Origin of the sequence: Alicyclobacillus sp. ALC3 (assembly GCF_028751195.1) — a bacterium.
GTDB lineage: Bacteria > Bacillota > Bacilli > Alicyclobacillales > Alicyclobacillaceae > Alicyclobacillus_L.
Map to the genome: position 1 here is coordinate 4,790,486 of NZ_CP066784.1, position 24,645 is coordinate 4,815,130.

23 protein-coding genes and 3 pseudogenes are annotated in these 24,645 nt (G+C 50.6%); 20 read left to right on the forward strand and 6 right to left on the reverse strand.

What is annotated here, in order from left to right; all coding sequences use genetic code 11:
- The first annotated feature begins 309 nt into the window (after positions 1-309).
- From ltrA (JC200_RS22730) to JC200_RS22745, 4 genes are all read left to right on the forward strand, one after another.
- A complete protein-coding gene (ltrA, locus tag JC200_RS22730; RefSeq protein WP_274436636.1) occupies positions 310-1,713 on the forward strand; it encodes a group II intron reverse transcriptase/maturase in 1,404 nt (467 codons plus the stop codon).
- Between the two features lie 478 nt (positions 1,714-2,191).
- Positions 2,192-3,595, forward strand: a complete 1,404-nt coding sequence (gene ltrA, locus JC200_RS22735) for a group II intron reverse transcriptase/maturase (RefSeq protein WP_274436637.1) — start codon at positions 2,192-2,194, stop codon at positions 3,593-3,595.
- A gap of 340 nt (positions 3,596-3,935) precedes the next feature.
- A complete protein-coding gene (locus tag JC200_RS22740) occupies positions 3,936-4,121 on the forward strand; it encodes a hypothetical protein (RefSeq protein WP_274434010.1) in 186 nt (61 codons plus the stop codon).
- A 118-nt stretch (positions 4,122-4,239) separates the two neighbouring features.
- On the forward strand, positions 4,240-4,815 hold the full coding sequence (locus tag JC200_RS22745; RefSeq protein ID WP_274434011.1) for a hypothetical protein: 576 nt from the start codon (positions 4,240-4,242) through the stop codon (positions 4,813-4,815).
- 68 nt (positions 4,816-4,883) lie between these two features.
- Here the strand turns inward: JC200_RS22745 and JC200_RS24615 are convergent.
- Positions 4,884-4,985, reverse strand: a pseudogene (locus JC200_RS24615) (helix-turn-helix domain-containing protein); the annotation flags it as partial.
- Between the two features lie 214 nt (positions 4,986-5,199).
- On the opposite strand from JC200_RS24615, the gene JC200_RS22750 reads away from it, so the two are divergent.
- Positions 5,200-5,919, forward strand: coding sequence for an MBL fold metallo-hydrolase (locus JC200_RS22750; RefSeq protein WP_274434012.1), 720 nt, complete (start codon positions 5,200-5,202; stop codon positions 5,917-5,919).
- Positions 5,920-5,945: 26 nt separating this feature from the next.
- Here JC200_RS22750 and JC200_RS22755 read toward each other — a convergent pair.
- Together JC200_RS22755 and JC200_RS22760 are read right to left on the reverse strand one after the other, a co-directional pair.
- A pseudogene (locus tag JC200_RS22755) lies at positions 5,946-6,434 on the reverse strand (IS3 family transposase); the annotation flags it as partial.
- A gap of 80 nt (positions 6,435-6,514) precedes the next feature.
- The gene (locus JC200_RS22760; protein ID WP_274434014.1) at positions 6,515-7,765 is read right to left on the reverse strand and encodes a reverse transcriptase domain-containing protein; all 1,251 of its coding nucleotides are present in this window, start codon (positions 7,763-7,765) and stop codon (positions 6,515-6,517) included.
- Between JC200_RS22760 and JC200_RS24620 the strand changes: the two genes are divergently transcribed.
- From JC200_RS24620 to JC200_RS22770, 3 genes are all read left to right on the forward strand, one after another.
- Complete coding sequence (locus JC200_RS24620; protein WP_443111855.1) at positions 7,741-8,052, forward strand: DUF5372 family protein; 312 nt, start codon at positions 7,741-7,743, stop codon at positions 8,050-8,052. The two genes, JC200_RS22760 and JC200_RS24620, sit on opposite strands and share 25 nt — an antisense overlap.
- 24 nt (positions 8,053-8,076) lie before the next feature.
- Positions 8,077-8,439, forward strand: a complete 363-nt coding sequence (locus tag JC200_RS22765) for a DUF6788 family protein (protein ID WP_274434015.1) — start codon at positions 8,077-8,079, stop codon at positions 8,437-8,439.
- Positions 8,440-8,591: 152 nt separating this feature from the next.
- Positions 8,592-10,634: a recombinase family protein gene (locus JC200_RS22770; RefSeq protein WP_274434016.1), complete on the forward strand. Its 2,043-nt coding sequence runs from the start codon at positions 8,592-8,594 to the stop codon at positions 10,632-10,634.
- A gap of 1,039 nt (positions 10,635-11,673) precedes the next feature.
- Here the strand turns inward: JC200_RS22770 and JC200_RS24625 are convergent.
- Positions 11,674-12,045, reverse strand: coding sequence for an IS3 family transposase (locus tag JC200_RS24625; protein WP_443111856.1), 372 nt, complete (start codon positions 12,043-12,045; stop codon positions 11,674-11,676).
- A gap of 47 nt (positions 12,046-12,092) precedes the next feature.
- Positions 12,093-12,380: a transposase gene (locus JC200_RS22775; RefSeq protein ID WP_274434017.1), complete on the reverse strand. Its 288-nt coding sequence runs from the start codon at positions 12,378-12,380 to the stop codon at positions 12,093-12,095.
- Positions 12,381-13,023: 643 nt separating this feature from the next.
- Here JC200_RS22775 and JC200_RS22780 point away from each other — a divergent pair.
- The 5 genes from JC200_RS22780 (at position 13,024) to JC200_RS22800 (ending at position 18,062) form a co-directional block, all read left to right on the forward strand.
- A complete protein-coding gene (locus JC200_RS22780; RefSeq protein ID WP_274434018.1) occupies positions 13,024-13,590 on the forward strand; it encodes a class I SAM-dependent methyltransferase in 567 nt (188 codons plus the stop codon).
- A gap of 395 nt (positions 13,591-13,985) precedes the next feature.
- Complete coding sequence (locus JC200_RS22785) at positions 13,986-15,026, forward strand: hypothetical protein (RefSeq protein WP_274434019.1); 1,041 nt, start codon at positions 13,986-13,988, stop codon at positions 15,024-15,026.
- A gap of 382 nt (positions 15,027-15,408) precedes the next feature.
- Positions 15,409-15,591, forward strand: a complete 183-nt coding sequence (locus JC200_RS22790; RefSeq protein WP_274436638.1) for an IS3 family transposase — start codon at positions 15,409-15,411, stop codon at positions 15,589-15,591.
- A gap of 124 nt (positions 15,592-15,715) precedes the next feature.
- Positions 15,716-16,798 (forward strand): protein kinase domain-containing protein, encoded by a 1,083-nt coding sequence (locus JC200_RS22795; protein WP_274434020.1) that lies wholly within the window; start codon positions 15,716-15,718, stop codon positions 16,796-16,798.
- A 415-nt stretch (positions 16,799-17,213) separates the two neighbouring features.
- Positions 17,214-18,062 carry an alpha/beta hydrolase gene (locus JC200_RS22800; RefSeq protein ID WP_274434021.1) on the forward strand — a complete coding sequence of 283 codons (849 nt, stop codon included), beginning with the start codon at positions 17,214-17,216 and terminating at the stop codon, positions 18,060-18,062.
- Positions 18,063-19,274: 1,212 nt separating this feature from the next.
- Here JC200_RS22800 and JC200_RS22805 read toward each other — a convergent pair.
- Positions 19,275-19,709 (reverse strand): GNAT family N-acetyltransferase, encoded by a 435-nt coding sequence (locus JC200_RS22805; protein ID WP_274434022.1) that lies wholly within the window; start codon positions 19,707-19,709, stop codon positions 19,275-19,277.
- A 117-nt stretch (positions 19,710-19,826) separates the two neighbouring features.
- On the opposite strand from JC200_RS22805, the pseudogene JC200_RS22810 reads away from it, so the two are divergent.
- The 7 genes and pseudogenes from JC200_RS22810 to JC200_RS22830 all read left to right on the forward strand — a co-directional run.
- A pseudogene (locus tag JC200_RS22810) lies at positions 19,827-20,144 on the forward strand (IS607 family transposase); the annotation flags it as partial.
- Positions 20,128-20,337 (forward strand): helix-turn-helix domain-containing protein, encoded by a 210-nt coding sequence (locus tag JC200_RS24630; protein ID WP_443111857.1) that lies wholly within the window; start codon positions 20,128-20,130, stop codon positions 20,335-20,337. The pseudogene JC200_RS22810 and the gene JC200_RS24630, both read left to right, overlap by 17 nt.
- A 16-nt stretch (positions 20,338-20,353) precedes the next feature.
- Complete coding sequence (locus JC200_RS22815; RefSeq protein ID WP_274434023.1) at positions 20,354-21,277, forward strand: aminoglycoside 6-adenylyltransferase; 924 nt, start codon at positions 20,354-20,356, stop codon at positions 21,275-21,277.
- A 283-nt stretch (positions 21,278-21,560) separates the two neighbouring features.
- On the forward strand, positions 21,561-21,875 hold the full coding sequence (locus JC200_RS24635) for a DinB family protein (protein ID WP_443111933.1): 315 nt from the start codon (positions 21,561-21,563) through the stop codon (positions 21,873-21,875).
- Between the two features lie 129 nt (positions 21,876-22,004).
- Complete coding sequence (locus JC200_RS22820) at positions 22,005-22,799, forward strand: GNAT family N-acetyltransferase (RefSeq protein WP_274434024.1); 795 nt, start codon at positions 22,005-22,007, stop codon at positions 22,797-22,799.
- A gap of 185 nt (positions 22,800-22,984) precedes the next feature.
- Positions 22,985-23,620 (forward strand): TerC family protein, encoded by a 636-nt coding sequence (locus JC200_RS22825; RefSeq protein WP_274434025.1) that lies wholly within the window; start codon positions 22,985-22,987, stop codon positions 23,618-23,620.
- A 50-nt stretch (positions 23,621-23,670) separates the two neighbouring features.
- Positions 23,671-24,621 (forward strand): DMT family transporter, encoded by a 951-nt coding sequence (locus tag JC200_RS22830; protein WP_274434026.1) that lies wholly within the window; start codon positions 23,671-23,673, stop codon positions 24,619-24,621.
- Positions 24,622-24,645 lie beyond the last annotated feature (24 nt).

Here is a 24,645-nt window from a genome sequence, read left to right on the forward strand (position 1 = left end):
GGAATCTGAAGGAAGCTGGAGGCAAACTCTCGACCCGAGGTACACGAATCGCATTTGAGGCTGTGACAGTCGGATGAGTTGCCATTACACAACGAAGTCCGAAGTCACCAAGGGCTGTTGCAGTACACTGCGGCGGGTGCATGAGAGGAAAGGAACCGTTCTTATCCGGGGAGGCTTGTCCGATACGCCAGTAAATCTGGTAACCGCTACCGGGAGGTGGCGCTGAACGGGCAGGAGTCAGCAGAGGCCATAGTACACCGACAAGCGCTTGACGGTGGAAGGGCCGAACATGAAACGAGGATGGACTGGATGCGTTCGTACGACGAGCAAAGACAGCAGAATACCCCGCAAGGGGCCTCCGTCCAGAAGGTAGCGGTGAAGCCGCGAGAGGCTGGAGAGCGAGGGCCGAGTTCGTCGTCGGCACAAGGACAGACCCCATCCTGCGAAGACGGTACCACCTTGCTGGAAGAGGCGTTGCAGCGAGAGAACATGCTGCGGGCCTTGTACCGAGTCGAGTCGAACAAGGGAGCGCCGGGCGTGGACGGAGTAACGGTAGAACAACTACGGTCGTACGTCCAGACGCACTGGGCTGACATTCGTCAGCAGCTGTTCATGGGAACCTACAAGCCTCAACCTGTCAGGCGGGTCGAGATTCCGAAACCCGGAGGCGGACAGAGGAAGTTGGGGATTCCCGCCGTGGTCGATCGACTCATCCAGCAAGCACTTCTCCAGGTGCTTAACCCAATCTTCGACCCAACGTTCTCACCGAGTAGCTTTGGATTTCGTCCGGGCCACAGAGCCCAGGACGCGGTGCTCAAAGCACAGGAGTACATCCGAGAAGGGTACGCATGGACGGTCGATATGGACTTGGCCGCGTTCTTTGACCGCGTCAACCACGACATGCTTATGGCACGTGTGGCACGAAAGGTGAAGGACAAGCGAGTTCTCAGGCTGATTCGCGCGTACCTGAACGCAGGTGTACTGGAGAACGGAGTCGTGGTAAGGAACGAGGAAGGCACACCGCAAGGTGGGCCACTCAGCCCGCTTTTGGCGAACATCCTGCTGGACGACTTCGACCGAGAACTCACGAAACGCGGACATAAGTTCGTCCGCTACGCGGACGACTGCAATGTTTACGTGAAGTCGCGCAGAGCCGGGGAGCGAGTAATGGCCTCACTGACGAAGTACCTGGAAGAAGGACTGAAACTCAAGGTGAATCGAGAGAAGAGTGCCGTAGACCGACCACAGAAACGAAAGTTTCTTGGGTTCAGCTTTCTCTATGGGGAGCAGGCTCCGATTCGACTGGCCGAGAAGTCCATCGAGCGATTCAAGGACAGGGTGCGCCAGATAACAAGTCGAACACGGAGCATGTCGCTGTCCGAGCGAATCCGACGACTCAACACCTACATGATGGGCTGGGTTGCGTACTTTCGACTTGCACAGATGAAGCAACATTGCGACCGATTTGACGAGTGGATACGCAGAAGGCTGAGGATGTGCATTTGGAAGCAGTGGAAGCGGATAAAGACCCGCTATACGAAGCTCCGCGCACTCGGACAGCCAGAATGGGTAGTCCACATGATGGCGAACTCGCGCCGCGGACCATGGCTGATGGCGAAGAACCTGAACCAGGCCATGAACAAGGCGTACTTTGAAGCGCTAGGTCTGAGGAGTCTTCAGGAGAGGTATTTACAACTTCGTGGTGTTTCATGAACCGCCGTATGCGGACCCGCATGTACGGTGGTGTGAGAGGTCGGGGGCTAGGCGCCCCCTCCTACTCGATGTACGCCCGGCACGGGCGGTTTCTATAGGGTGAAAGTCCCGAGCGGGGGTTGGTGACATACCTACCGTTAGCCAAGAGCAAGGGTGTCCGTCGCGAGGCGGAATCTGAAGGAAGCTGGAGGCAAACTCTCGACCCGAGGTACACGAATCGCATTTGAGGCTGTGACAGTCGGATGAGTTGCCATTACACAACGAAGTCCGAAGTCACCAAGGGCTGTTGCAGTACACTGCGGCGGGTGCATGAGAGGAAAGGAACCGTTCTTATCCGGGGAGGCTTGTCCGATACGCCAGTAAATCTGGTAACCGCTACCGGGAGGTGGCGCTGAACGGGCAGGAGTCAGCAGAGGCCATAGTACACCGACAAGCGCTTGACGGTGGAAGGGCCGAACATGAAACGAGGATGGACTGGATGCGTTCGTACGACGAGCAAAGACAGCAGAATACCCCGCAAGGGGCCTCCGTCCAGAAGGTAGCGGTGAAGCCGCGAGAGGCTGGAGAGCGAGGGCCGAGTTCGTCGTCGGCACAAGGACAGACCCCATCCTGCGAAGACGGTACCACCTTGCTGGAAGAGGCGTTGCAGCGAGAGAACATGCTGCGGGCCTTGTACCGAGTCGAGTCGAACAAGGGAGCGCCGGGCGTGGACGGAGTAACGGTAGAACAACTACGGTCGTACGTCCAGACGCACTGGGCTGACATTCGTCAGCAGCTGTTCATGGGAACCTACAAGCCTCAACCTGTCAGGCGGGTCGAGATTCCGAAACCCGGAGGCGGACAGAGGAAGTTGGGGATTCCCGCCGTGGTCGATCGACTCATCCAGCAAGCACTTCTCCAGGTGCTTAACCCAATCTTCGACCCAACGTTCTCACCGAGTAGCTTTGGATTTCGTCCGGGCCACAGAGCCCAGGACGCGGTGCTCAAAGCACAGGAGTACATCCGAGAAGGGTACGCATGGACGGTCGATATGGACTTGGCCGCGTTCTTTGACCGCGTCAACCACGACATGCTTATGGCACGTGTGGCACGAAAGGTGAAGGACAAGCGAGTTCTCAGGCTGATTCGCGCGTACCTGAACGCAGGTGTACTGGAGAACGGAGTCGTGGTAAGGAACGAGGAAGGCACACCGCAAGGTGGGCCACTCAGCCCGCTTTTGGCGAACATCCTGCTGGACGACTTCGACCGAGAACTCACGAAACGCGGACATAAGTTCGTCCGCTACGCGGACGACTGCAATGTTTACGTGAAGTCGCGCAGAGCCGGGGAGCGAGTAATGGCCTCACTGACGAAGTACCTGGAAGAAGGACTGAAACTCAAGGTGAATCGAGAGAAGAGTGCCGTAGACCGACCACAGAAACGAAAGTTTCTTGGGTTCAGCTTTCTCTATGGGGAGCAGGCTCCGATTCGACTGGCCGAGAAGACCATCGAGCGATTCAAGGACAGGGTGCGCCAGATAACAAGTCGAACACGGAGCATGTCGCTGTCCGAGCGAATCCGACGACTCAACACCTACATGATGGGCTGGGTTGCGTACTTTCGACTTGCACAGATGAAGCAACATTGCGACCGATTTGACGAGTGGATACGCAGAAGGCTGAGGATGTGCATTTGGAAGCAGTGGAAGCGGATAAAGACCCGCTATACGAAACTCCGCGCACTCGGACAGCCGGAATGGGTAGTCCACATGATGGCGAACTCGCGCCGCGGACCATGGCTGATGGCGAAGAACCTGAACCAGGCCATGAACAAGGCGTACTTTGAAGCGCTAGGTCTGAGGAGTCTTCAGGAGAGGTATTTACAACTTCGTGGTGTTTCATGAACCGCCGTATGCGGACCCGCATGTACGGTGGTGTGAGAGGTCGGGGGCTAGGCGCCCCCTCCTACTCGATGGTATTAGCCTCCCGGTGTTTGGTCTACAGGTGAGAAAGTGTAATATAAGGGCAATGAGTAGCTTTTGGGGGAGGAAGGTACAGAGTGGTTTTCTTGTCTAAGCCTTGTCTGTAAGCTTTTGTAGGCGAATGCTCTGGGCTATAAGTTTTTTTCTGCTTAATACGGGACCGCTTGAAGTAAATGTGTCCAGCCATTACTGTGTGAATATTCTCACCAAACAAGGGCGGTGCTATCGTATGGGCAAGAGTGCTGTAAAAGGAGGGAGTTGGATGAAAAAACGAAACAGCAACAGTCTGTGGGTCTTGATGATACTCGGGGCAGGTTTGTCTGTACTCACTAGTCGTTTATTAAACGTCCCTTGGCTCTTTGCAACTTTGACAGCTGATGCCGGGGGGCTTGTAGTGTGGTTTGCCACACGGCATTTCTTCAGCCGCCGCAAACGGTGCACCCGTTAGTAGCCGGTCGCTCTGGAAATTTGGCGGCCGCCCATTGCAGTTAATCGCAGCCACCTGTACTACACGGAAGAGGTACCCCATAAGCCAACGGTCGGTACTGTTGAAGGAGGCTCACTATATGCAACGTAGCAAGGAACCTTCATGGAGTGCGGTAATTGAGGGGACTGAAGACCTCAACTTTGCAATTTATGTTGCAAGTACATACGATTTGCTTCCGAAATCGAAGCCGTTCAGCGAGTCGAGACGATGGACTTCGACTAACCCATCAGTTGAACTGACACCCGCGGAGAAAACTGTACTTGCAGTTCAGTGGTTGGAATGGTGGACTAGGTTAGTGGAAGTGAGGTCTATTCATCAACACAATCTTGCACCGTCCTATTTCGAATCCCTGGACAATGAACTGGCGGGTGTCTGTTCGGACACATGGCACGCATTTCGTAATTGGTGGCATATGCCCGCTGGTGGAGGCACTGCAATGATTTTCTGGGAGTCTGCTGACAAGGTAGGGGAGTACGTCAGGCAGTTCGAACAGCAGGTGAACAGAAAGGCTAAAGCGTTTCGTTTGAAAGTCGATTTAGTTTACACGGGGTTAGATGACTTGATTGAAGTCAGTGACGAATATGTAATTATGCCGCTCCGCTCTGCTCATGAGAATCGTTTTTGGTGGACAAAGAAGATCAATGCTGTAGGTTAGATGGTCTGCTGAGAAATCTGTTCAGTGTGTTTACCTGATCGTAGTAATTCAATGTGGTCTTTTCCATTTTAAAACCGCCGTTCGTCCAGCAGGCGATTGTAGAGCAGGCGACAGCGCTCTAAAGTGAACTGTATTTTCTCTTCTTGCTCTTTCGTGGGGTAAGTCTGTACTTGTACGCCTTTCGCATGAGGTCATCTCGATTTCGCGCTTCGATATACTTCTGGATTACGTCCTGTTGAATGCTCGCGGACGGTGCTGCGAATAAGGACTCCACGCTGTGCTAACAAGTTGATTTGATGCGGTGTGAGGGAGTCGAGCCTCGAATGCAAATCCACCTAGGTAGGGACTGCGTCACCTCGCAGCTAAATAAGGGGAGTGACCAATATGTCGACTCTGAGGGCAAAACACTTTGACGTCTTCCAGATTCAACAAGGAATTTATGCTGCTATAGCAAATGAAGGCACCGGCGCGATGGCAAACACAGGATTTGTTGATTTGGGTGAAACGGTCTTAGTCTTTGATTCTTTTAACACCCAACAGGCAGCGGCAGAGCTTCGTGAGGTAATAGCGTCTGTCACAGACAAGCCAGTTTCACACTTAATCAACAGTCACTGGCACGGCGATCACATTCGTGGAAATCAAGTCTTCCGAGACGTGTCCATTGTGGCTACGGAGCGGACAAAAAGGATCATGCAGGAGAACCACCCCGCAAGAATCGCAAGGCAGCGAGCCAGTCAAAATGAATTGTGCGACTACATTGAGACCCTCGAAAGTCAACAAAATTCAGCTGGAGATAGGGACCAGAGGGCACGTCTTTTAGAGATTTCTCTCCTGAAAGAAATCAAATGTTCCCTACCGACTTTAGAATTGGTTTTACCCAATGAGACATTTGAAGCAACTTGGCACACGGAAGGAACAAATCGTAGGGTAGAGTGCCACACTCTTGGCGGAGGTCACACGGTTTCAGATTCATTTCTGTATATCCCAGACGCACGAGTCTGTTACATCGGAGACCTAGTTGCCGTAAATAATCACATGCTGATTATCGACGGGAACGTTGGTATTAAGTCAATAGGGTGGACACACCAAACAGAGAATATATGAAAATTCAGTCTAAATTTCAGTAGAGATCATTGACTTGACGATCGGATTCCCTTGTAATGGTAATACATGGTCTGGAATCGAGCTGGTGTATGGTAGCCGATGGAGGAGTGAATCCGCCTGCGGTTGTACCAGAGTTCAATGTATTCCCAGATGTCCCTTTGCGCATGAACTCGTGTTGAGTATTTCTCCAGGTGTATCAGCTCTCGCTTGATCACACTGTGGAAAGACTCGATGCACGCGTTGTCCCAGCAATTGCCCTTTCGACTCATGCTACCGACCATGCTGTACTCCTTGAGCTTGTCCTGGTATTCCTTGGATGCATATTGGCTACCTCTGTCCGAGTGGTGCAAGACACCGGCTTCAGGCTTCTCACGTTCATAGGCTTGTTCCAGAGCTTCGATGACAAGCTCTTTCGTCATCCGTGAACCCGCTCTCCAGCCAACAATCTTACGTGTGAATAAGTCCATGATGCTCGCAACGTAGAGCCAGCCTTCGGTTGTCCACAGTGAAGTAAGAGACAAGGCGTAGTCGAACTATTTCCTTGCCTCTCCTTCCCGAACCGGACTTGCGCCTCTCAACGCATCCGGCTCTCCATTTAAACGTTGCTCAGAGCAAAGGCGACTTCATCATAATAGGACTCAATAGTCCGCTGATTTGTGGAACGTAGGATGTAGGGGTTCCCGTCGGGATTCCGCCACATAAACCACCCTTTTCGGCTGGTTATGAGCCTCCGAAGTGCCACTTGACCATAGAACCCGCGACTGTTTTGACCTTGTAGCACCCAGACCTTGGCTTTGCCCACTTCGGGGGAACGAACATGGTCTCGCATTAGTGTCCTGAAGCCTCGTTTGTACTTTCGGGCCAGCCAGTATCCAAGTTTCCAAAATATCACTCGGTCAACCTTGCTAAAAATAGTCGCTGTATGGTCGGTGTACTGATAAAAGTTGGCCCATCCTGTGATTTGCCGGTTGAGACTTTCGATGACGTCTATTGTGTTCGCACCGTAATTTCCTGACAGCTGCTTGACTATTCTTTCCGTAAAGCGGCGGTACTTCTCCCACGGAATTGTCGTTACAACCCGCATTTGCCCACGTGGGCCTTTTTTACGGATAATACGATGGCCCAGAAACACAAAGCCGTCATTTACATGGGTGATATGCGTCTTCTCCATATTCAGTGTGAGTTTAAGATGGTCCTCTAGGTAAGCACGACATGCCTCGCGCACTTCTTCTGCATGAGCCCTGGTTCCTTTGACAACAACTACGAAATCATCTGCGTATCGGCAATACGAAATCGCCGGCTTCCACTGCCGACCTTCGCGTATCGCGATAGGGCGTTCGTTTTGTATTCCGAAGTTCCATGCCCAGCGGTCCTTTCTCACCTTTTTGTTCAGGTAATTCGCGTCCATCCATTGGTCAAATTCGTGTAACATGATATTTGACAGTAGTGGTGAGATAACACCACCTTGTGGAACGCCCTCACTTGCAGAACAAAATAGGCCGCGGTCTATACAACCAGCCTTGATTATTCTCCAGAGGAGCCTGAGAAATCTCTGGTCGGAAATGCGTTTGCGGACGGCCTTCATTAGCAGGCGATGATGTACCGTGTCAAAGTAGCTTGAGAGGTCACCTTCGATGACCCAGCGCCCTGCAGTGGCGTTGCTTTGTGCATTCCCGTCCTGCAGTTGCATTCTGATGGTTCGAATCGCATGATGGACACTACGGGCCGGTCTAAATCCGTAGGATAGCGTATGAAAGTCACTTTCCCATATAGGTTCCATTGCCATCAGCATCGCTCGCTGTACGATACGGTCTCGTAGGCATGGGACGGTCAGCGCAAAATGCACTTCAGCTCAATCCCCTTTCGGCATCTGTAACTATTACCCATCCATTTCATCCTCTCCACGGGCAGACCTTTGCCCTGCTTAAAGTGAAGCACGTAAATGGGACTGCTCTGTGCTCTCTTCAAACGGATTCCACTGTCCTCTGCGTTCCAGAGTCCTGGACGGATTGGTGTCGCGTCGACTCCCAACCGGTCACCCCATTTAACGCACTGGACTTGAAGGAATTAGCCGAACTCCTTCAAAGCCTAGATGATTCCTCGATCTCAGCAACGAATTTAATTGACAATTGAAAATCAAGGAGGTAATTTCTTATTATGAATACTACTGATAAGAACGAGGCACCTAGAAGATTCAAATCTGTTCCTTTGCAAGACATCAAACAGCGGAAAGGGCAGCTGTTAAAGGCGCTGCCGCCAATGGACCAGATTCTGCGCGGATCCCTTATCACTCGACACGTAAAGTGTGGCAAGCCAACCTGTCACTGCGCGACTGGCGTTGGTCATACAAGCTTATACCTGTCGTCTTTTTATCATGGTAAAACGCAAATGGATTACGTTCCTGCAGCCTGGGAGCAACGGGTCCGAGCTGGGCTCGAAAATTATGAGGTCGCACAGGACATTCTCTCGGAACTGACTGAGCTCAATCTAGAACTGCTTCGACGCCGAGATAACGAATAGTTCGTCGGCCTCGTCGGAGGGGATGTTCGTGTCTAGTTCGGCATTAGCCGCATTGGTCGGAGATGACGCGCAAAGCTTGGACGAGCTCATCACGGTCGTAGCTGGGATGGTGCGTTCGTGCCTTGCGGCAATGCATGGGGAGGAACAAATTCATGACGACAGCACCGTCGAAGGTTCACCCAGAGCACCTGAACAGACCAGCAATTGTGTACATCCGTCAATCGAGCCTAGCCCAGGTCCGGTTTCACCGGGAGAGCACGGAACGCCAATACGCTCTGCGGGAGAAGGCCATCGATCTGGGATGGGCTCCGGAACAGATTCAGGTCATCGACGAGGACCTCGGGATTTCAGGGTCTGGCCGTTCGCAGCGTTTGGGCTTCCAGAACCTCGTGGCTCAAGTATCACTTGGCGAAGTTGGTGCAATCTTGGGTCTGGAGATTTCGCGCTTGGCGCGTTCTTCAGCGGATCTGCTGCGCCTTCTCGAGCTATGTGGCCTGTTCAACACCATCGTAGTGGATGAAGACGGCATCTACGATTTGCGAGATTTCAATGACCGATTAATTCTTGGTTTCAAAGGAACCATGAGCGAGGCAGAATTGCATTTCTTACGCGCTCGGTTAATTGGCGGCAAAAAGAACAAAGCAAAAAAGGGCGAACTCCGTTTTCCACTACCCGTTGGCTATGTGTATGACGCCAACGGACAGACAGTGTTGGACCCTGACGAAGAGGTTCAAACAGCCATTCACAATGTTTTTCGTGCATTTCGTACGACAGGTAGCGCCTACGGTGTGGTTCAGTTCTTTGCCCAAAACGGCCTTCGGTTTCCAAAACGGGCCTACGGTGGTGCGTGGGCCGGACAACTCGTTTGGGGAACACTCAACCACAGCCGAGTTCTAGGGGTACTGTACAATCCCGCGTACACTGGCGCATACGTTTTTGGTCGATATCGCGACCAAAAACGTGTGAATCCTCAAGGGCTGTTTATTCATCATACGGTGCGGCTCCCTCGCGAGCAGTGGGAGGTGTTCATTCCGGACCATCACCCGGGATACGTCACATGGGAGGAATACGAAAGGAATCTCAAGCAACTACACTCGAATCGTACCAACCTCGAGAAAAGTGGCCCCGCACGAGAAGGTACAGCCTTGCTTCAAGGGCTCGTAATATGCGGGAAGTGTGGTCGGCGCATGAGTGTACGCTACACTGGTAACGGTGGGATTTCTCCGCACTACGAATGCAAAGGACGGTGGGAACATGGGCACCGAGCCACATGCACGACAGTGCCGGCTCCGAGCATCGACCAGGCCATCTCAGAGCGCCTGCTGCAGGTAATACAACCAGCCGAATTAGAGCTTGCCCTACAGGTAATGGACAAACTGCTTCACGAAGAAGATGATGCAGATAAGGGCTGGAAATTATCACTAGAGCGGGCGCGGTACGAGGCAGATCGAGCCGAGAGACAATACCAGCAGGTCGAGCCAGAAAACCGTCTGGTAGTGCGCAGCCTTGAGGCACGATGGAATGAAAAGCTTACCGAATTGGCGCAGCTTCAAGAGCAGTACACCCAGTATGTGGAGCGCCGCAGTTGGCGGCCTACCGAACACGATAAGGTGGCAATTCTGAGCCTTGCGAAGGAGCTACCTCGAATCTGGTCCAAGCCATCCACTACATTCAAGGACCGAAAACGAATCCTTCGTTTAATGATTGAAGACGTCACCATATTCGCTGAACCGAGGAACCCAGCTGTTCGGCTTGGCTTGCGATGGCGCAATCAACATTGCGAAGAGCTCTGGGCTTGTAAGCCGTTACCGCAACATATGGTGGTCAAACATTCACCTGAAACCGTTGAGGTCGTCCGCAGGCTCTCCGAAACGATGATCGACCAGCAGATCGCAAAACAGCTAAATGAATCAGGCATGCGCACACCAGACGGCAGAATGTTCACGATTGACTCGATCAAGTGGATTCGCTACATACACAAGATACCTGGATACACTTCACGGCGTCATGGGCTATCCGTCAAAGAAGTTGCTGAGCGCCTTAGAATTGCTCCGGGGGTCGTCTACTACTGGCTCAATCGTGGAATTCTTAGTGCGACAAAAGCTGCTCCCGGGTATCCTTGGGAAATTCACTTGAATGAGCAGAAAGAACTTGAACTGCGGGAACGAATCCAGAAGTCAGGCCATTTGAATTAGCTAGTTTAGCACCAACAGTGTTGCTAGCTCTCCAATTCCAAAACCTTATTGGGAGGCGTGCAGTATGAATTCACCGTCGGGATACCAAGTGGTCTAAGTTTTCCATTTGCTTTTGGAATATAGACACGTCGGGCGGGGAGCGGGCAGTATGTGCCTGTTAAGAGCTCATACCGTATGGCTTCCAACTCGGGAACTAATCGCGCCTCCATCTTGCGCTTATCAACACCATCTACACCGGGTGTTCGGGAGCCCTTAGAGGCCAATGTGATTCTCGCCGCTTCACTAATCCATGTTCTGTCAGTTATGAGTCTCAAAAGCCGATCAAACTTACGTTCCTTGTCTTCTGATGACCACGTCGCCAGTTTGCTTTGCATTTCACTGATTATCAAAGGTCTTCACCTCACTATGGTCAGTTAATGAGCCAAGCAAACCGTTTAAACTGCCCCCCTTCGCCATGTGGTTGGCTTTCCCAACCTCGGACTACTACGAGGGCTCCGTCAACTTGCACAGCATTGGGGATACACTCCCTTAGCATCTGTGCCAGCCTTCCCCAGTTCACACGTTGGACTCTACACATGGGTGAGGTTGCCTATCGCAGTCTTTGACCTTGCGTTCTGCAAGTCGTAGCGGACATTACGTTCTAGCTGTGCACTCAACGTAATTCCCTGCAGGTCAGCCTACGTGTCTAACCAGCATTCGTGATTCCCGCCAATTCGGTTAGCGTGTCTCAGTCCGCAACCTGCCTATTAAGCGGTGTAGGCAGGGGTGACATTTCAACCCCTAGATGCGGTTTAATAGGTTCGTGTTCCTCAACCGTCCCATGCTCAGCCTAGAGACTCATCTTGGCGTAACCGCTTCGCCGCAAGCCCCGTTTCCCGCAAACTACGTCACCTTGCCAGTGTCGGCAAGTCACCGTTGCTTCGGCTCACTTCCTCTCACAGCAGAAGAAGGGCATGTCCATGGAAAAAAAAGAACCATGTCGACGTGCATTCCAAACGTGCTCAATTAACCGCATGGCATCCGTAAATGGATGATTTGGTTATCTGGGCGTACCGTAGGTGATATCAGCCATCCAGACCTCGTTGGGACGCTCGGCATGGAACGTCTGATTGAGCACATTGTCATGCACAGGGTGGTTATGTTTTGAATTGGTGGTTGCCTTGTACTTGCGAACCGTACGGCTCCTCAGCCTGTTCTCTCGCATGATTCCAGCCACTGTCTTCTGACCAACCCGTATCCCCTCACCATGGAGGACTCGGGTAATCTTGGGACTCCCGTACAAACGTCGAGAGGACACGAAGATCTCATGGACTCGTCGGCTAATCATGCGTCGCCGTTGTTTACGCTGACTCTCAGGACGAGTCAACCATGCATAGTAACCGCTTCGATAAACCTGTAGCACTTTGCACATCCTCTGAACCGAAAAGTCGAAGCGGTGGTCGTAGATGAACTGATACCTTACTTCCGGTCTTTGCTGAAGATGCGCACTGCTTTTTTTAAGATTTCTACTTCCTCCCGCAGCTCACGGTTTTCACGTTCTAAATCTCGTGTTGCCTGAGCTTCTGGCTTTAGGTGCCCACTACCGACGAACGGATGCTTGGGGTCTTGCTTGTACTGAGCAACCCAGCCGTACAGCGTTTTTGGGGTGACGCCAAGGTCACGTGCTACCTGGGAGGCAGGCTTCCCATCCTCTACAACCAGTTTGACGGTATTGAGCTTGAAATCGTTGTCGTATTGCTTTGCCATTGTAGACACCTCGAATCGATTTACTAATTTTCACATTCCCGATTCGCTGTGTCCACTACTACAACCTAACACCACGTCGAGAATTGGATATCTATACTCGATAAGTTAAGGAACTGGGAGTTCGATTACGTTGTACCTGGACATGGACATGTGGGAGGGAAGGAATGGATTGAAAAAGCAGCGGACTATTTGTCCGACTTACTAAAGACATCTACTGAGCTGCGTGACAAGGGATACGTAGCCAGTGAGGTCGGTGAGTTGGACGTGCCAGAGAAATATAAGAGCTGGTCTGCAAGCGAAATTTATTCAAAAAATATTCAACATTTGCTGTCCCTCGCATAACGACTTTAATATCAGATGCTTGCGCTGAAGCACATGGTGTTTCTTCAACTCGGGGGCAGTTCAGATTCGGATGGGCGGGGTGATGACTCCGACAGGACTGATGGTCGGAGTTGTATCCGTAAGGCGTGCGGGTCACCAGGGAACCACACCCCGAAACGGCTAACCATGTCGCGGGTACCGTGACTGAAGGGTCCTAGGCGTTCGTAGTCAGTCAGATGGCATGGGAACCGATATACGATAGAAGGCAACCGTCCGTAAGGAACTTAACGCGACACAACGACTGGTAAAAGGCGGTGAGAGGATGGTGACCAATACTGATTTGAGAGTTGTTGTCGGATCGGGCGGAAGTAAAAACAACATCGGTTGGCTTCATACAGAGGAAAACGAATTGAACCTACTGAAGCATAGCGATTGGGACGAGAGGTTCGCCCCAAATTCAATTGCCGTCATTCTCGCTGAACATGTTTGGGAACATCTAACGCACGCTGAAGGTATTGATGCCGCCAAGACATGCTATGAGTTTTTGCAGCCAGGCGGTTATGTGCGGTGTGCAGTTCCTGATGGATTTTTTAGAAATGAGTGGTATCAAAATATGGTCAAGGCTGGCGGTCCTGGTCCAGCCGATCATCCAGCAGCTAGTCATAAAATCGTTCACACATATCACACGTTGACAAGCATGTTTGAAGCGGCTGGGTTCCAAGTTCATCTACTGGAACATTGCGATGAAAATGGTCACTTTCATTATGATGATTGGGATGAAAGCGGTGGGTTCATTTATCGGTCAAAGAGATTTGACCACAGAAACCGAGACGGAGAACTCGGATTTGTTTCACTAATTGTTGATGCAATAAGGCCACAAGAACAGTAACTACGTGCCTTCCTTCCTTCTTTCTGTCGCTAAAGAGCAGAAAAAACCACATAGAGGCTCTAGTTGCGAGTTAGGGAGATTGCTCAAAAGACAAGTTATAATATCCCCCGTTGACAAATGTTCCTTGGAGACGGGAACGACAAAATCGTCAATCTCTCGGTGCACACCAGTAATCGAGATCCCGTTTACCTGTAGAAACAAACCTCAGTTGTAACCGTTGTCCGTTTTTTGCCGTCCTGAAGCATGGACGATGTTTTCTTAATTACAAAGAGAGACCTTAGCTCAATTGCAAGTCCCCTCACAGGCATAGAAAAAATTCAGGAAAGTGGACTGTAACCAAATAGCGGGATGACTCCGTCTAACCAAGGTAATCAACGTGGGGAGGCACTCACTTAATGAACAAGTATAAGAAATGGGCAACAGGCGGAGTTGCAGTAAGCATTGTAGGAATTCTTGTAGGGTGTGGTAATGCCAACAATACGACTCGCGGAGCTGCCTCTGCTCCTGCGAACACGAGCAATCAAGCGATGGCGAGCACTGTAACACGCACAGTCGTAAACTCTACTGCGCCCCCTCCGTCCAATCCAATAGGCAAGTCGACAATAGGCACTAATACCATAACCACAGTAGCTGCACTTCAACTGGAATCTAAAGTCGATCTAAAGTTGCTGTCATTCCTACCGCTATTGCCTTCGTATACGTCCGGACGAACGCTCAAAGACACGATACTTAGCAATCAGGCAGGGAATGGACATCCGACTTTCCAAGCTGTCTACGATAGCGGGCGAAACAAACTGGTATTAAACGAAGTAGAATCGAAGTATGCTAAATCCCATGCCGGATGGAACAAGATACTCGTCGGGGATACCCCAGCGTATGTAAGTGTCAGCAACAACAAGACACAGATTGAATTTGTGAAAGGTCAAATTGATTACTCGCTCATCGCCAGTCAGAAAGTAGCAGATACCGAGCTGGTCAAGATTCTCAAATCACTGAACGCAATCGAAGTAGCTTCGCAAAACATTAACATGGAGTTCTCCGGGAAACAGGCACTGGACAAGGCATCGTTTCCAATTACAATCCCAAGTAAAGTACTGAATGGTTACTCTCTGAAATATGACAGCCTTTCTGTATTTGAGAAGAACAAGGGGGTGAAGGAGAACCTCGCTCTCGACTATATCCGTGGGAATTTTGAATACGAAATTTTTGAAGTTCCTGGTTTGGTGAAGGGAATGAATCAAGAAAACATACAAAAAGTCATCCAGGTCGACGGACATAAAGTGGATATGGGGGCTGTAGGGTGGGCGTCACCGACTCAGACATCTTGGTTTACATCGAACAAAAACATAGGGTATGTCATTTCCAGCAATAATATTTCAATTCCTCAAGTGAAAGAAATCATACAGTCACTGCTAAGCCCAGCCCCGTCTCGGTGAGGAGAAGACGGCTTCATCGTAAATTCCAAATATCCGAAAACGACACTGCTCTTGTTTCGCTCCAGGGCTGCGACTTGAAAGTCGTCGGTAATCATGTGATGCGAATCCAACCGTCCATGACTTCGGACGCAACCTACCGTGACGTGGGACAGTGGTAACACAGTCTTGCGATAGCTCACGGGACAATGTAGCCGCGCTAGATGGCGTGAATTCTGGCCGGCACTAGGTGGAGAAGTGCAGGGTAAACAAGTGGACACCATATAAACAGCGTCACCACAAACGAGCAAAACACCATGACACACTTGAGCCAAAATGACAAGTAGCCGGAATATGCGTCGCAAGGGGAAATGTTTGACAGTGGCCTGCAGTGAATTTTCACAGTATGCTAAAGCGGGAACTTGTCCATCTGAAAAAATTCGAGACAAGAGAACAGGCAATGAAGCGCATTTTCGAGTACATCGAAGTGTGGTACAACCGAGTGCGCATTCATGCATCGACGGCTTATTTGTCACCAGTCGAGTACGAATACACATATTTCCAGGCGTTTAGGGAACACGTGAGCTAGGTGAACAAAACGTCAGGAGCGCGACATAAGATAGATGCAATGGGAAACTGCTAAACCAATGTTTATGTGCAAGTTAACGTGAAAGGATACTGTCCCAATGAGGTCTTCCCCAACAGGGCTCCTAATGTCTTATCCAAATCGTCTTGATCGCTACGCCAACGTGTCTACTAACTTGGCGTTGCTCAGTAACCAACGGCTTCGAGAGAGTGTGGAAAGTGCTTCAATTCTGGGTACAGGCATAGGCGGTACATCGGCGATAATGCAGCTTGAAGCCACATCGATCTTCGCTAAGATAATACCGCTGACGGAGCTGGAAAAACGCACTGAGAATGTCATGTCCACTAGAAACGTGTTCGACCTGCCACCGTATTGTCACTATGGTATTGGCTCGCCCCCAGGTGGTGTTTGGCGTGAAGTGGTTGCGCAGACCATGACGACTAACTGGGTGCTAGCAGGACAGTGTGAAGGTTTCCCCATGATGTATCACTGGCGCGTGTTGCCGAATCTACGTATGCCACTGTCTGAAGAACTGAGCGATATTTCGCGTATGGTTGCGTTTTGGGATTCCGACGCGGTGGGTAATCGTATTGAGGCAAGTGAACAATCAGTCGACAGTGTTGTACTGTTCTGCGAGTACATTCCTCACAACCTACATGACTGGATGAATGAGCAGGTCGCAATGGGTGCGAAGGAAGCTAATTCAGCTATCACCATGGTGGAATCCCAGGTGAGGTCAACTGTTTCATTTATGAATTCGCAAGGCTTACTCCATTTCGATGCTCACTTCGAGAATATCCTAACCGACGGAAGTCGTATTTACATTACGGACTTTGGTCTCGTCACATCTTCTCGATTTGAACTGTCCGATTCCGAACGGGCGTTTGTTGAATTGAACAAGACTCACGACGAGTGTTACGTAGTGACGCACCTTGTAAACTGGCTTGTAGCAGGCTTACTCGGCTTAATGGACCGAAATGACCGTATTGACTTCATACGTCGGTGTGCCAGTGGGTACGACCCTGCAGAAGAAGTGGGATCTGTAGCGGCGGATATCATCAATAGATACGCTCCCATAGCCACGGTCATAAATGACTTTTACACGGGTCTTCGTATGGATAGCAAAACTACGCCATTCCCTGTAGAAGAGATTCAAAGGGTCTCCGCAGAAATTGGTTTCGACCGCTATTCAAGTGACCCATCTATATAACCCTAGTCCAGTGACAAAAGATGCTTAGCTTTCACTGATTTCGTAATGTCCGAAAGGCCGACTATACTATTAAAAGAACTAACTCTTGAAGTTCCTGTCGTTGGTCTGACTTAAAACACAATTGGAAATAATTTACTAATACAAATGTTCCTCGGCGATGCGACAAAATCCTCAATTTCTCGGTGCACACAAGTAACCTCATTGGTATCACACGTTACAACAATTAAAACACGTTCAATTCGAGTTTTGTGTTCGGTCGTTGGGTCAACCTCCGATACGTTGAACCTGATGCAATTGTGTGTAATCATCCAACAATAGGTGATTTGGTAATCCGGGGCTATTGCAGCAACATGGAAGATGGCAGGCGACATATTCTTGACTACATTTTTGGTGAACTCAAGGAGGTGAACTCCCTTTGTTCTACGCAATAGTTTTGATAGTAGTTCTTATGATGTGGCTTGGACTAAATGCACTACTGGCTTGGTATCCCGCTCATCCAAAAAAGATATCTCCTACCAATATGACGCTTACGACCACTCCTTTAGAATATGGTCTTCATTATGAGGATGTTCTTGTGGGGAATGGGTTATCGGGATGGTTTATTCCATCACACACGGCCCGTGCAACCGTCATTCTTGTTCATGGGTGGATGTCGTGTCGGGAGGAAAAGTGGGTTCCATTTTTGGAACTAGCCCGTCACCTTCACGAACATCAAATGAACGTGCTCCTGTACGATGCTCGTTATGTGAATGAGAATAAAACGTATAGCGGTGGACAACGAGAATCGGTGGATTTAATCAACGTTGCGGATTGGTCTGCGAAACGTACTGGCGTTCCGGTCATTGTGTGGGGTTTTTCGGCAGGGGGCCACGCCGCACTGTTGGCTCTATCAAAAGATGACACCAACATCAGGTGTGCCATTACGGATAGCGCCTTCGTTAATGCGAGCGAGTCATTTAAGAGCATGTATCGCAACCTGTATCACATACCTCAACCTTTGCTTGCGTTGTTGCCACTCTTTTTCAAGTTGTACACGGGCTGTTTTCCAGGTAGACTTCAACCACGCATCAACAAACCTTTGTTCGTGATACATGGTGACGCCGATTCGTCGATTCACGTGATGAATGGGAGAATCTTAAAGGCTATCCCTACAACTCAGTATTGGGAAATCAATGGTGTGGAGCATGAAGAGGCATTTGTGAAACATTCTGCCGAGTACACGGAACGTTGCATTAGTTTTATTGATGGCATTTTAGGAGCGTAGAACGCCCAATTGGGTCAGTTCTGCTTGCATTAGCGGGGGCATACATGCAACAAGTCACCTGTGCATGGATATGCATGTCACTAAACTAGTGCATTATGGTTCTGACGGGCATGTGAAGACCAGTTGGTGATCCACAATCAAGATAGAAGTACACGAACCGTCGGTGTTGAACCTTTAGGGCAGGAAACAGTTCGTAGCCAAAGTACTCATTAGTGTCGACCATTCGTCAGAGTTTCAGACAGCATTGAAGACAGCTATGTAGCTGGGGGCATTGTTCTCGCCATGAAATTGCCTTTGGAATAACGAACACCACTTATGCTTGAACCATCACTGTGAAGTGTAATTCGGCACGATGTTTGCGGTTTCTTGATAATGGTCCTCAAGAAATGAGGACGAATTTGTCTTTATGTCTGGTATAGGCGGTCGGGAATCCGCATTAAGAAAGCGAATCGAGCACATCAAATAGTTCAACTGAACTAAAATGACTTGATATGGACAACATGCGCCGTCATCTACGCTTGTGTCAAGCAAAGTGTCTGGGAAGGGACATTTTAGCTCATCGCCATGATGAGCTAAACTAGTGTAATCACCTGACTTGGACATTGTGTTCGTCGGGATTAGAACATCAGACACCGTAAGCCTATAGTGTTAGTACTACGCCATTTTGTCCAAAGATTGATGGTGACTGGTGTCCGCAGCTTGACGGAGACCGTGTCCAAAGCCCGCCACAGCGCCTTTCGAGGTACGCGTGATGTCTAACTAAAATGTTCAATACTATGCCGTTTGAGCCTAAAAGTGTGGTCGACGACACATACTGTCCGTTTCAAGGTGCGAAGCGGACATTGACGCCCGACATTTCACGGGAGATCCTATCTTCAGTGACATGATTTCCAGACCCACATCAAGCCCTCTTGGAACTAGGGGTGGAACCACAAGTCTGTGGATTCCACCAATCTTGCCAGTGTGGGAACCCATCGCCGTCTGTCAAGGCTGTAATGACTACCTTGACGGGCTCCACCCCTGTTCTTCGAGTGTTCCTGTTTGGCATGCCCGATGGACCGCCTGTCCATATGGACGCATTGCTTTTGTCATACTCTCTCGTCAAATCCTGGTCATCTAACACCGTCAAGTTTTGGACGCTTTGAGGCAGACAAAGCAGTGCGCAAAAAGAACCAATTTACTTTCCGACTAAAAAACTATTATATCTGGATTTTATGATTCACGCAGCGCCTTCTGATAGTGGAGCTGAGTCTTCGTTTGCACATACCCAAGTTTCGGATAGAAGTTATGCGACTCGGGACGCTGCGTCCCGGACCTGAGCCGAACGACTTCGTACCTGTTCTCCAATGCCCAGAGCTCAGCCTCAGTCATCAACAATCGCCCCACGCCTTGCCTTCGATATTGATGGGCTACAACAATGCCTCGGATCTCCACGTACGGAGGCGAACTGAGGGTATGGATGCCGTGTACGTGCAACCATCCGATGACCGCGTCATGACCTTCGGCAACGAAAATCTGATGCTCAATCAGTTGTTGCAAGTAATCAAAACGTTGCCTCACGTCTTCATCACTGGCAGGATAACCAAATTGCTCGCACAGGGCCGTTACGTGCTCAACATCTCTTGGTTCCATTCGGCGCACCAGCATGTGACCACTCCTCAAACTTTGACTTCTCCTCAGGGCTCATGATTCCTCTAGTCCGTACCAACACGATTTGGCTGAAGGGTCTAACGGCAGGGTTTGAACAGTTTTGTTTGAATCTAGTACTGTGCTGCACAAGGGTGGACGTTCGAGGTCGTTGCTGATTTTGGGTCAGGCATGAACTACCACAAGAAAGGTTTAAAACAACTGTTGAACGCCATTTTGCAGGACGAAGTAGGCTTTGCCATATGCGAGGCGAAAGACGTGGAAGTCGTCATTCTCAACCAAGGTGAAGACAGCACGTTTGAAGAAGACCTTGCCAAAGATGTGCTAGAAATCATTACGGTATTTTTTACGAGGTGCTACGGTTCCTGCTCAGGCAAAAAGCAGAAATTGATTGAAGGCATGAAGAAGGTCGTCGAAGGTGCTGAGAAGCCATAAAATCGCGCTCGATCCGAACAACAGACAAGCCGCCTATTTTTCCGGATCCTGTGGTGTGGCTCGATTTGCGTACAACTGGGGACTGACGGAGTGGAAGCGTCAATACGAAGCAGGAATCCAACGTCAAAGCTACCTATGCGTAGGTTTGAGTAAGTTTGGAGGAACGGCAATGAGAACTTACCAAAAAAGATAAGGGGGCTTGACTTGGCGTGAATCTTCGCTACGACGCTTTGGTGGAACGCATAGTTCAATGGGCTGTACGTGGAGACGATATTCGTTTAGTAGTGATAATTGGTTCACGTGCTCGAACTGATCGGCCGGCGGATTTGTGGTCAGACTTGGACCTGTTGGTTTTCACAACGAATCCAGACCTTTATTTATCAAGCACTACGTGGCTTTCTGAGTTTGGAGAGCACCATCTAACGTTTCTCGAGTCCACGGCCGTTGGGGATTTCGTGGAGAGACGTGTCCTGTTTGATGATGGGCTAGATGTAGACTTCATTCCATTGCCGATGAACGTAATTGAAGGTGATGTTGTGCCTGAGATGTCGGGAGTTCTTCAACGCGGCTATCGGGTACTCGTCGACAAGGATGGGTTTAGATCGAAGCTTGAGGATGCAGCAGGCGTAGCCAAAGATTTTGAGGTTTCAGCGCCTATCATGCCGACTGACGCGTCATTCCTGCATTTAGCAAACGACTTCCTCTACCATGCAGTGTGGTCAGCAAAGAAGTTGTGCCGAGGGGAATTGTGGACGGCAAGGATGTGTTGCGATGGACTCATGAAGCGCCAACTACTGCAAATGATGGAATGGCATCATCAAGCTTGTATAGGTTTACTTGACACCTGGCATGAAGGGCGTTTTCTGGACTCATGGGCCGATCCCAGTGTACTTAATGACGTAAGACAGTCCTTTTGTGTTTACGATGTTGATTCTGTATGGACAGCCCTACTGACGACCGTTGATGTCTTTGGAGGTCTCGGGAAGAAACTTGCCGGTCAGTTGCGGTACGAATATCCGACCGACGCTCACGACTATGTTGTAAGTCTTCTCCAAGGGTATCGAGAGATGAACGCTGTAGGAACAGTCGACGATCAGGCCATCCTATCTCAACCGGACCGCAAAGGAAGCTGACACCATGTTGGATTAAACGTATCCAATCTTGAGAGGTCAGCACGGTTTTGGGGCTGGCTGTTAGAACATTTGGGCTACCAGCCCTATCAAAAGAGTCCAGAATTCATGGGAATGGTGCAAGCCTTAACGCAGTGTGCAATCATCAGAGCTGTGGAATGTCGCGCATGCTTTGCAAAGGGCAGCGAACTGAACACGTCTGAAACTCAGGCGTGTCTCAACAGATACCTAACACAATGGGATGTTAGAAGGACACCAGGCAGATGCTACAATGCACAGAAAGTGCATGAACCGCAGAGCGTCGGAGAGGACAGGATGGAGTTGCTCGAGTTCTTCCGAGTATACAACTGTTGACAGCATCCGTTCATGGTCAGATCGTTGCCGCGAGGAAATTGAGCCGTTTCTTCAGGCGTGGGCTCCGTCAAGGGAGTTACAGTTGGTACGAGCTGCGTGGAGGCCAGGAGAATCGATTACGGCCGGGGAAGTTGTTCGCCACATTGTCGCACACGAGATTCACCACATTGGTCAGTTGTCGGTGTGGGCACGAGAAGTGGGTAAGGAGCCTGTGTCGGCGAATTTGATCGGACGAAGACTGTTCTGAATGTCTACAACACCCCCGTTAGGATGGGTGTACTGCGGTAAGCGTAGGTGGAGTTGCATGGGAAGACCCTGAAAGCCTGGGTGCCAAGCTTCCGGAACGGATTAAACAGACGGTGCGGGAGTGGAAATAGTGGACACTGCGACGATAATCGAAATGGAGCTTTCATACAAGCGCTCATTTGCGAATGTGAAGCCTCAAGATTGGGGTTATTTGTTTTGGAACGATCAGAATCCTGCCCACTGGGATGCAAACCACGCATGGGTCCTCCGCCAGCCGGATGACTATCAAACTGTGCGAGAAACTGTCGAGACGTTTTTCGGGAAGAGAGGGGGTATCCCTCGTTTCTACATGTTCGATGCGAAGTCCACCGCGGGATTTAACGCCTACTTAGAGGAAGCGGGATATCATTCGGAAACCGCCGTCGACCCTGTTCAAGTATGGAACGGTACTTTGGTCGACGTTGCTCAGGACATCAACGTTGCAATTGAGCTGGTAACGTCAAACAACTATCAAGATGCAATGTACGTTGAGTGTGGCATCACGGAATTCGGGGGCCGTGAGGTACGGGAGACTGCATTTGAACTCGAATTTCGAAATTCATCCTACCGACACTTTCTACTCAAGTTTAACGGTGCCCCAGCAGGCATTGCGTGCATTTTCGAACACGGAGCGAATGCCAGAGTGGAATCGGTCGCGGTACTGAAGGCACACAGAGGACATGGACTCGTGAACCTGTTGCTCCGACGAATTCAAGAAGAAGCAAAGGCAAAGAGATATACCTCTTTGTGGGTGTTTCCTGTGAGTGAAACTGTTGAACGAGTCTATCAAAGATGCGGTTTCACAACTATCGGGAAGCTCGAAAGTGCGCATGTCTACCAAAGTGGCCCCGGCATAAAGGAAGTCACCGGACGCGGCGATAGCTGAGCCTAGTACTGTGTTCCCCTTGGGGCGCACTTGATAATCGCTGACCACCTTGAGGATTGACCACCCTATGAGTTGAGATGCCGTTTCGTTCATGATTGCCCCCCCTACGCATATCATGGGTAAGGACATGCTTCGCGGGTATGCACGTTGTCGCGTGGAAACGCGAGTCATGTGGGGGGCGCGGTATGCAACAATTTGTGACGATTTTCATGCTGAACTTGCTGACGAGTGTCGATAACGCAATCGTGGTTGGCAGCATCGCACGGCGTTCAAAGCACTTGGTGGCGTTAGGGGCTAGCAGCGCCGTCATTCTGACGGTGCTGCGCACGGCCCTAATCACCGGAGTTGTGTCTGTGGTCAACCAACCGGGGTGGAGTCTTGGTCTGGGACTGGTGGTGTTTGCCGTATCTGTGCGCATGGCGCATATTCAAACAGACGCCCGAAAACCTGAGCCACGCTTTTGGAATCTCCTCGCAGTCATCGTCGTGACAGACCTCGCACTCAGTATAGACAACATTCTCAGCCTTGCTGTCGTTTCCAAGACTGTGTGGCTCATCGCCGTTGGCGTCTTTCTGAGCCTCTTGCCACTGCTCATGCTGTTGCCGGTGATATCGCGCATCATCGACCAAATCGCATGGTTGCAGGTGTTGGCTGCAGGGTTCGTCGCCGAGCTCGCTGCTGACACTGTTTTGGATGATAGGTGGCTGCTAAAACGCGCGGTTTCGGGGCATGTGGAGTTCCTCATACGCAGCGGTTGTGCCTTAGCCGTTCTCGCCTACGGTGCTTGGCGACTACGTCTGTATCGCAAAGTTGCGGGTTGATATCGGTGTGCCAGACTAAAAGAGGTATTTCGTCGTAGGGCGTCGAATTCTTGCCCGTTTCGGCAAGGAGGGCCACTCTCATACCACATCGAAGACTGTTCGCAAACTCGTTTTTGCTGTTTATCACGTTGATTTGGGGCGCCACCTTCACGTTGACGAAGACGGCCCTGTTGAGTGTCCCTGTTTATCCTTTGTTGTTCACGCGCTTTTTTCTGGCTGCGGTAGCGCTGACCGGTGTGTCCCTGCTGGCCCCCGCCCGTCGCACAATTTGGCGCGGCAGAGTGTGGGGAATAGGCACTGTCCTAGGGGTGTTCCTCTTTGGTGCGTATGCGCTGCAAACTCTGGGCTTGTTGACAGTGAGTGCTCCGACAGCCGGATTTTTAACGGGTCTGAACGTCGTTTTGGTCCCCATTTTGGGAACGTTGTTGACCCGGCAGCGGGGATCGCTGCGCACTTGGATTGGTGCACTATTTGCAGCTGCAGGACTTGCATTAGTGAGTGGCAGCGGTATATGGCATCTTCAACCCGGGGATCTGTACATCCTCGGTTGTGCAGTGTGCCTTGCCCTGCAAATCCTCGGAGTCGACCGTTACACGAACCAAGTCGACCCAATCGCCCTCGCCACCGTCGAACTGTTTACAGTGGCAGTCTGTGCCCTGGCTGTATCGCTCCTCTGGCCGCAAGGCCCGCATGCGTGGTCACTTAACCATTGGTTGCGTCCCGGTGTGATTTGGACTGTCCTGGTCAACGGTTTGCTTGGGACATCGCTCGCGTATTGGGGTCAAAACGTTTGTCAAAGGTTCACTTCGGCGGGCGCAATCGCGATTATCTTCACGATGGAGCCAGTTTTTGCCGCAACCATCGCGTGGGTGTTCGTTGGAGCAGCGCTGTCAGTAGGAAGCGTTATCGGGGGAGTGCTCGTTGTCGTCAGCATGTGGGTAGCAGACCCAAGCATTCGGCCTTTGCGGCTGCGGGCGAACACAGTGGCGCGTCGTAACTGAACCGAATCTCTATGCCCAGGTCAA

Coding starts and splice junctions, on each gene's coding strand:
- ltrA (WP_274436636.1), top strand. CDS start 310: ATGCGTTCGTACGACGAGCAAAGACAGCAGAATACCCCGCAAGGGGCC.
- ltrA (WP_274436637.1), top strand. CDS start 2,192: ATGCGTTCGTACGACGAGCAAAGACAGCAGAATACCCCGCAAGGGGCC.
- JC200_RS22740 (WP_274434010.1), top strand. CDS start 3,936: ATGAAAAAACGAAACAGCAACAGTCTGTGGGTCTTGATGATACTCGGG.
- JC200_RS22745 (WP_274434011.1), top strand. CDS start 4,240: ATGCAACGTAGCAAGGAACCTTCATGGAGTGCGGTAATTGAGGGGACT.
- JC200_RS22750 (WP_274434012.1), top strand. CDS start 5,200: ATGTCGACTCTGAGGGCAAAACACTTTGACGTCTTCCAGATTCAACAA.
- JC200_RS24620 (WP_443111855.1), top strand. CDS start 7,741: ATGGGACGGTCAGCGCAAAATGCACTTCAGCTCAATCCCCTTTCGGCA.
- JC200_RS22765 (WP_274434015.1), top strand. CDS start 8,077: ATGAATACTACTGATAAGAACGAGGCACCTAGAAGATTCAAATCTGTT.
- JC200_RS22770 (WP_274434016.1), top strand. CDS start 8,592: ATGACGACAGCACCGTCGAAGGTTCACCCAGAGCACCTGAACAGACCA.
- JC200_RS24625 (WP_443111856.1), bottom strand. CDS start 12,045: ATGTGCAAAGTGCTACAGGTTTATCGAAGCGGTTACTATGCATGGTTG.
- JC200_RS22775 (WP_274434017.1), bottom strand. CDS start 12,380: ATGGCAAAGCAATACGACAACGATTTCAAGCTCAATACCGTCAAACTG.
- JC200_RS22780 (WP_274434018.1), top strand. CDS start 13,024: ATGGTGACCAATACTGATTTGAGAGTTGTTGTCGGATCGGGCGGAAGT.
- JC200_RS22785 (WP_274434019.1), top strand. CDS start 13,986: ATGAACAAGTATAAGAAATGGGCAACAGGCGGAGTTGCAGTAAGCATT.
- JC200_RS22790 (WP_274436638.1), top strand. CDS start 15,409: ATGCTAAAGCGGGAACTTGTCCATCTGAAAAAATTCGAGACAAGAGAA.
- JC200_RS22795 (WP_274434020.1), top strand. CDS start 15,716: ATGTCTTATCCAAATCGTCTTGATCGCTACGCCAACGTGTCTACTAAC.
- JC200_RS22805 (WP_274434022.1), bottom strand. CDS start 19,709: ATGCTGGTGCGCCGAATGGAACCAAGAGATGTTGAGCACGTAACGGCC.
- JC200_RS24635 (WP_443111933.1), top strand. CDS start 21,561: ATGAACCGCAGAGCGTCGGAGAGGACAGGATGGAGTTGCTCGAGTTCT.
- JC200_RS22825 (WP_274434025.1), top strand. CDS start 22,985: ATGCAACAATTTGTGACGATTTTCATGCTGAACTTGCTGACGAGTGTC.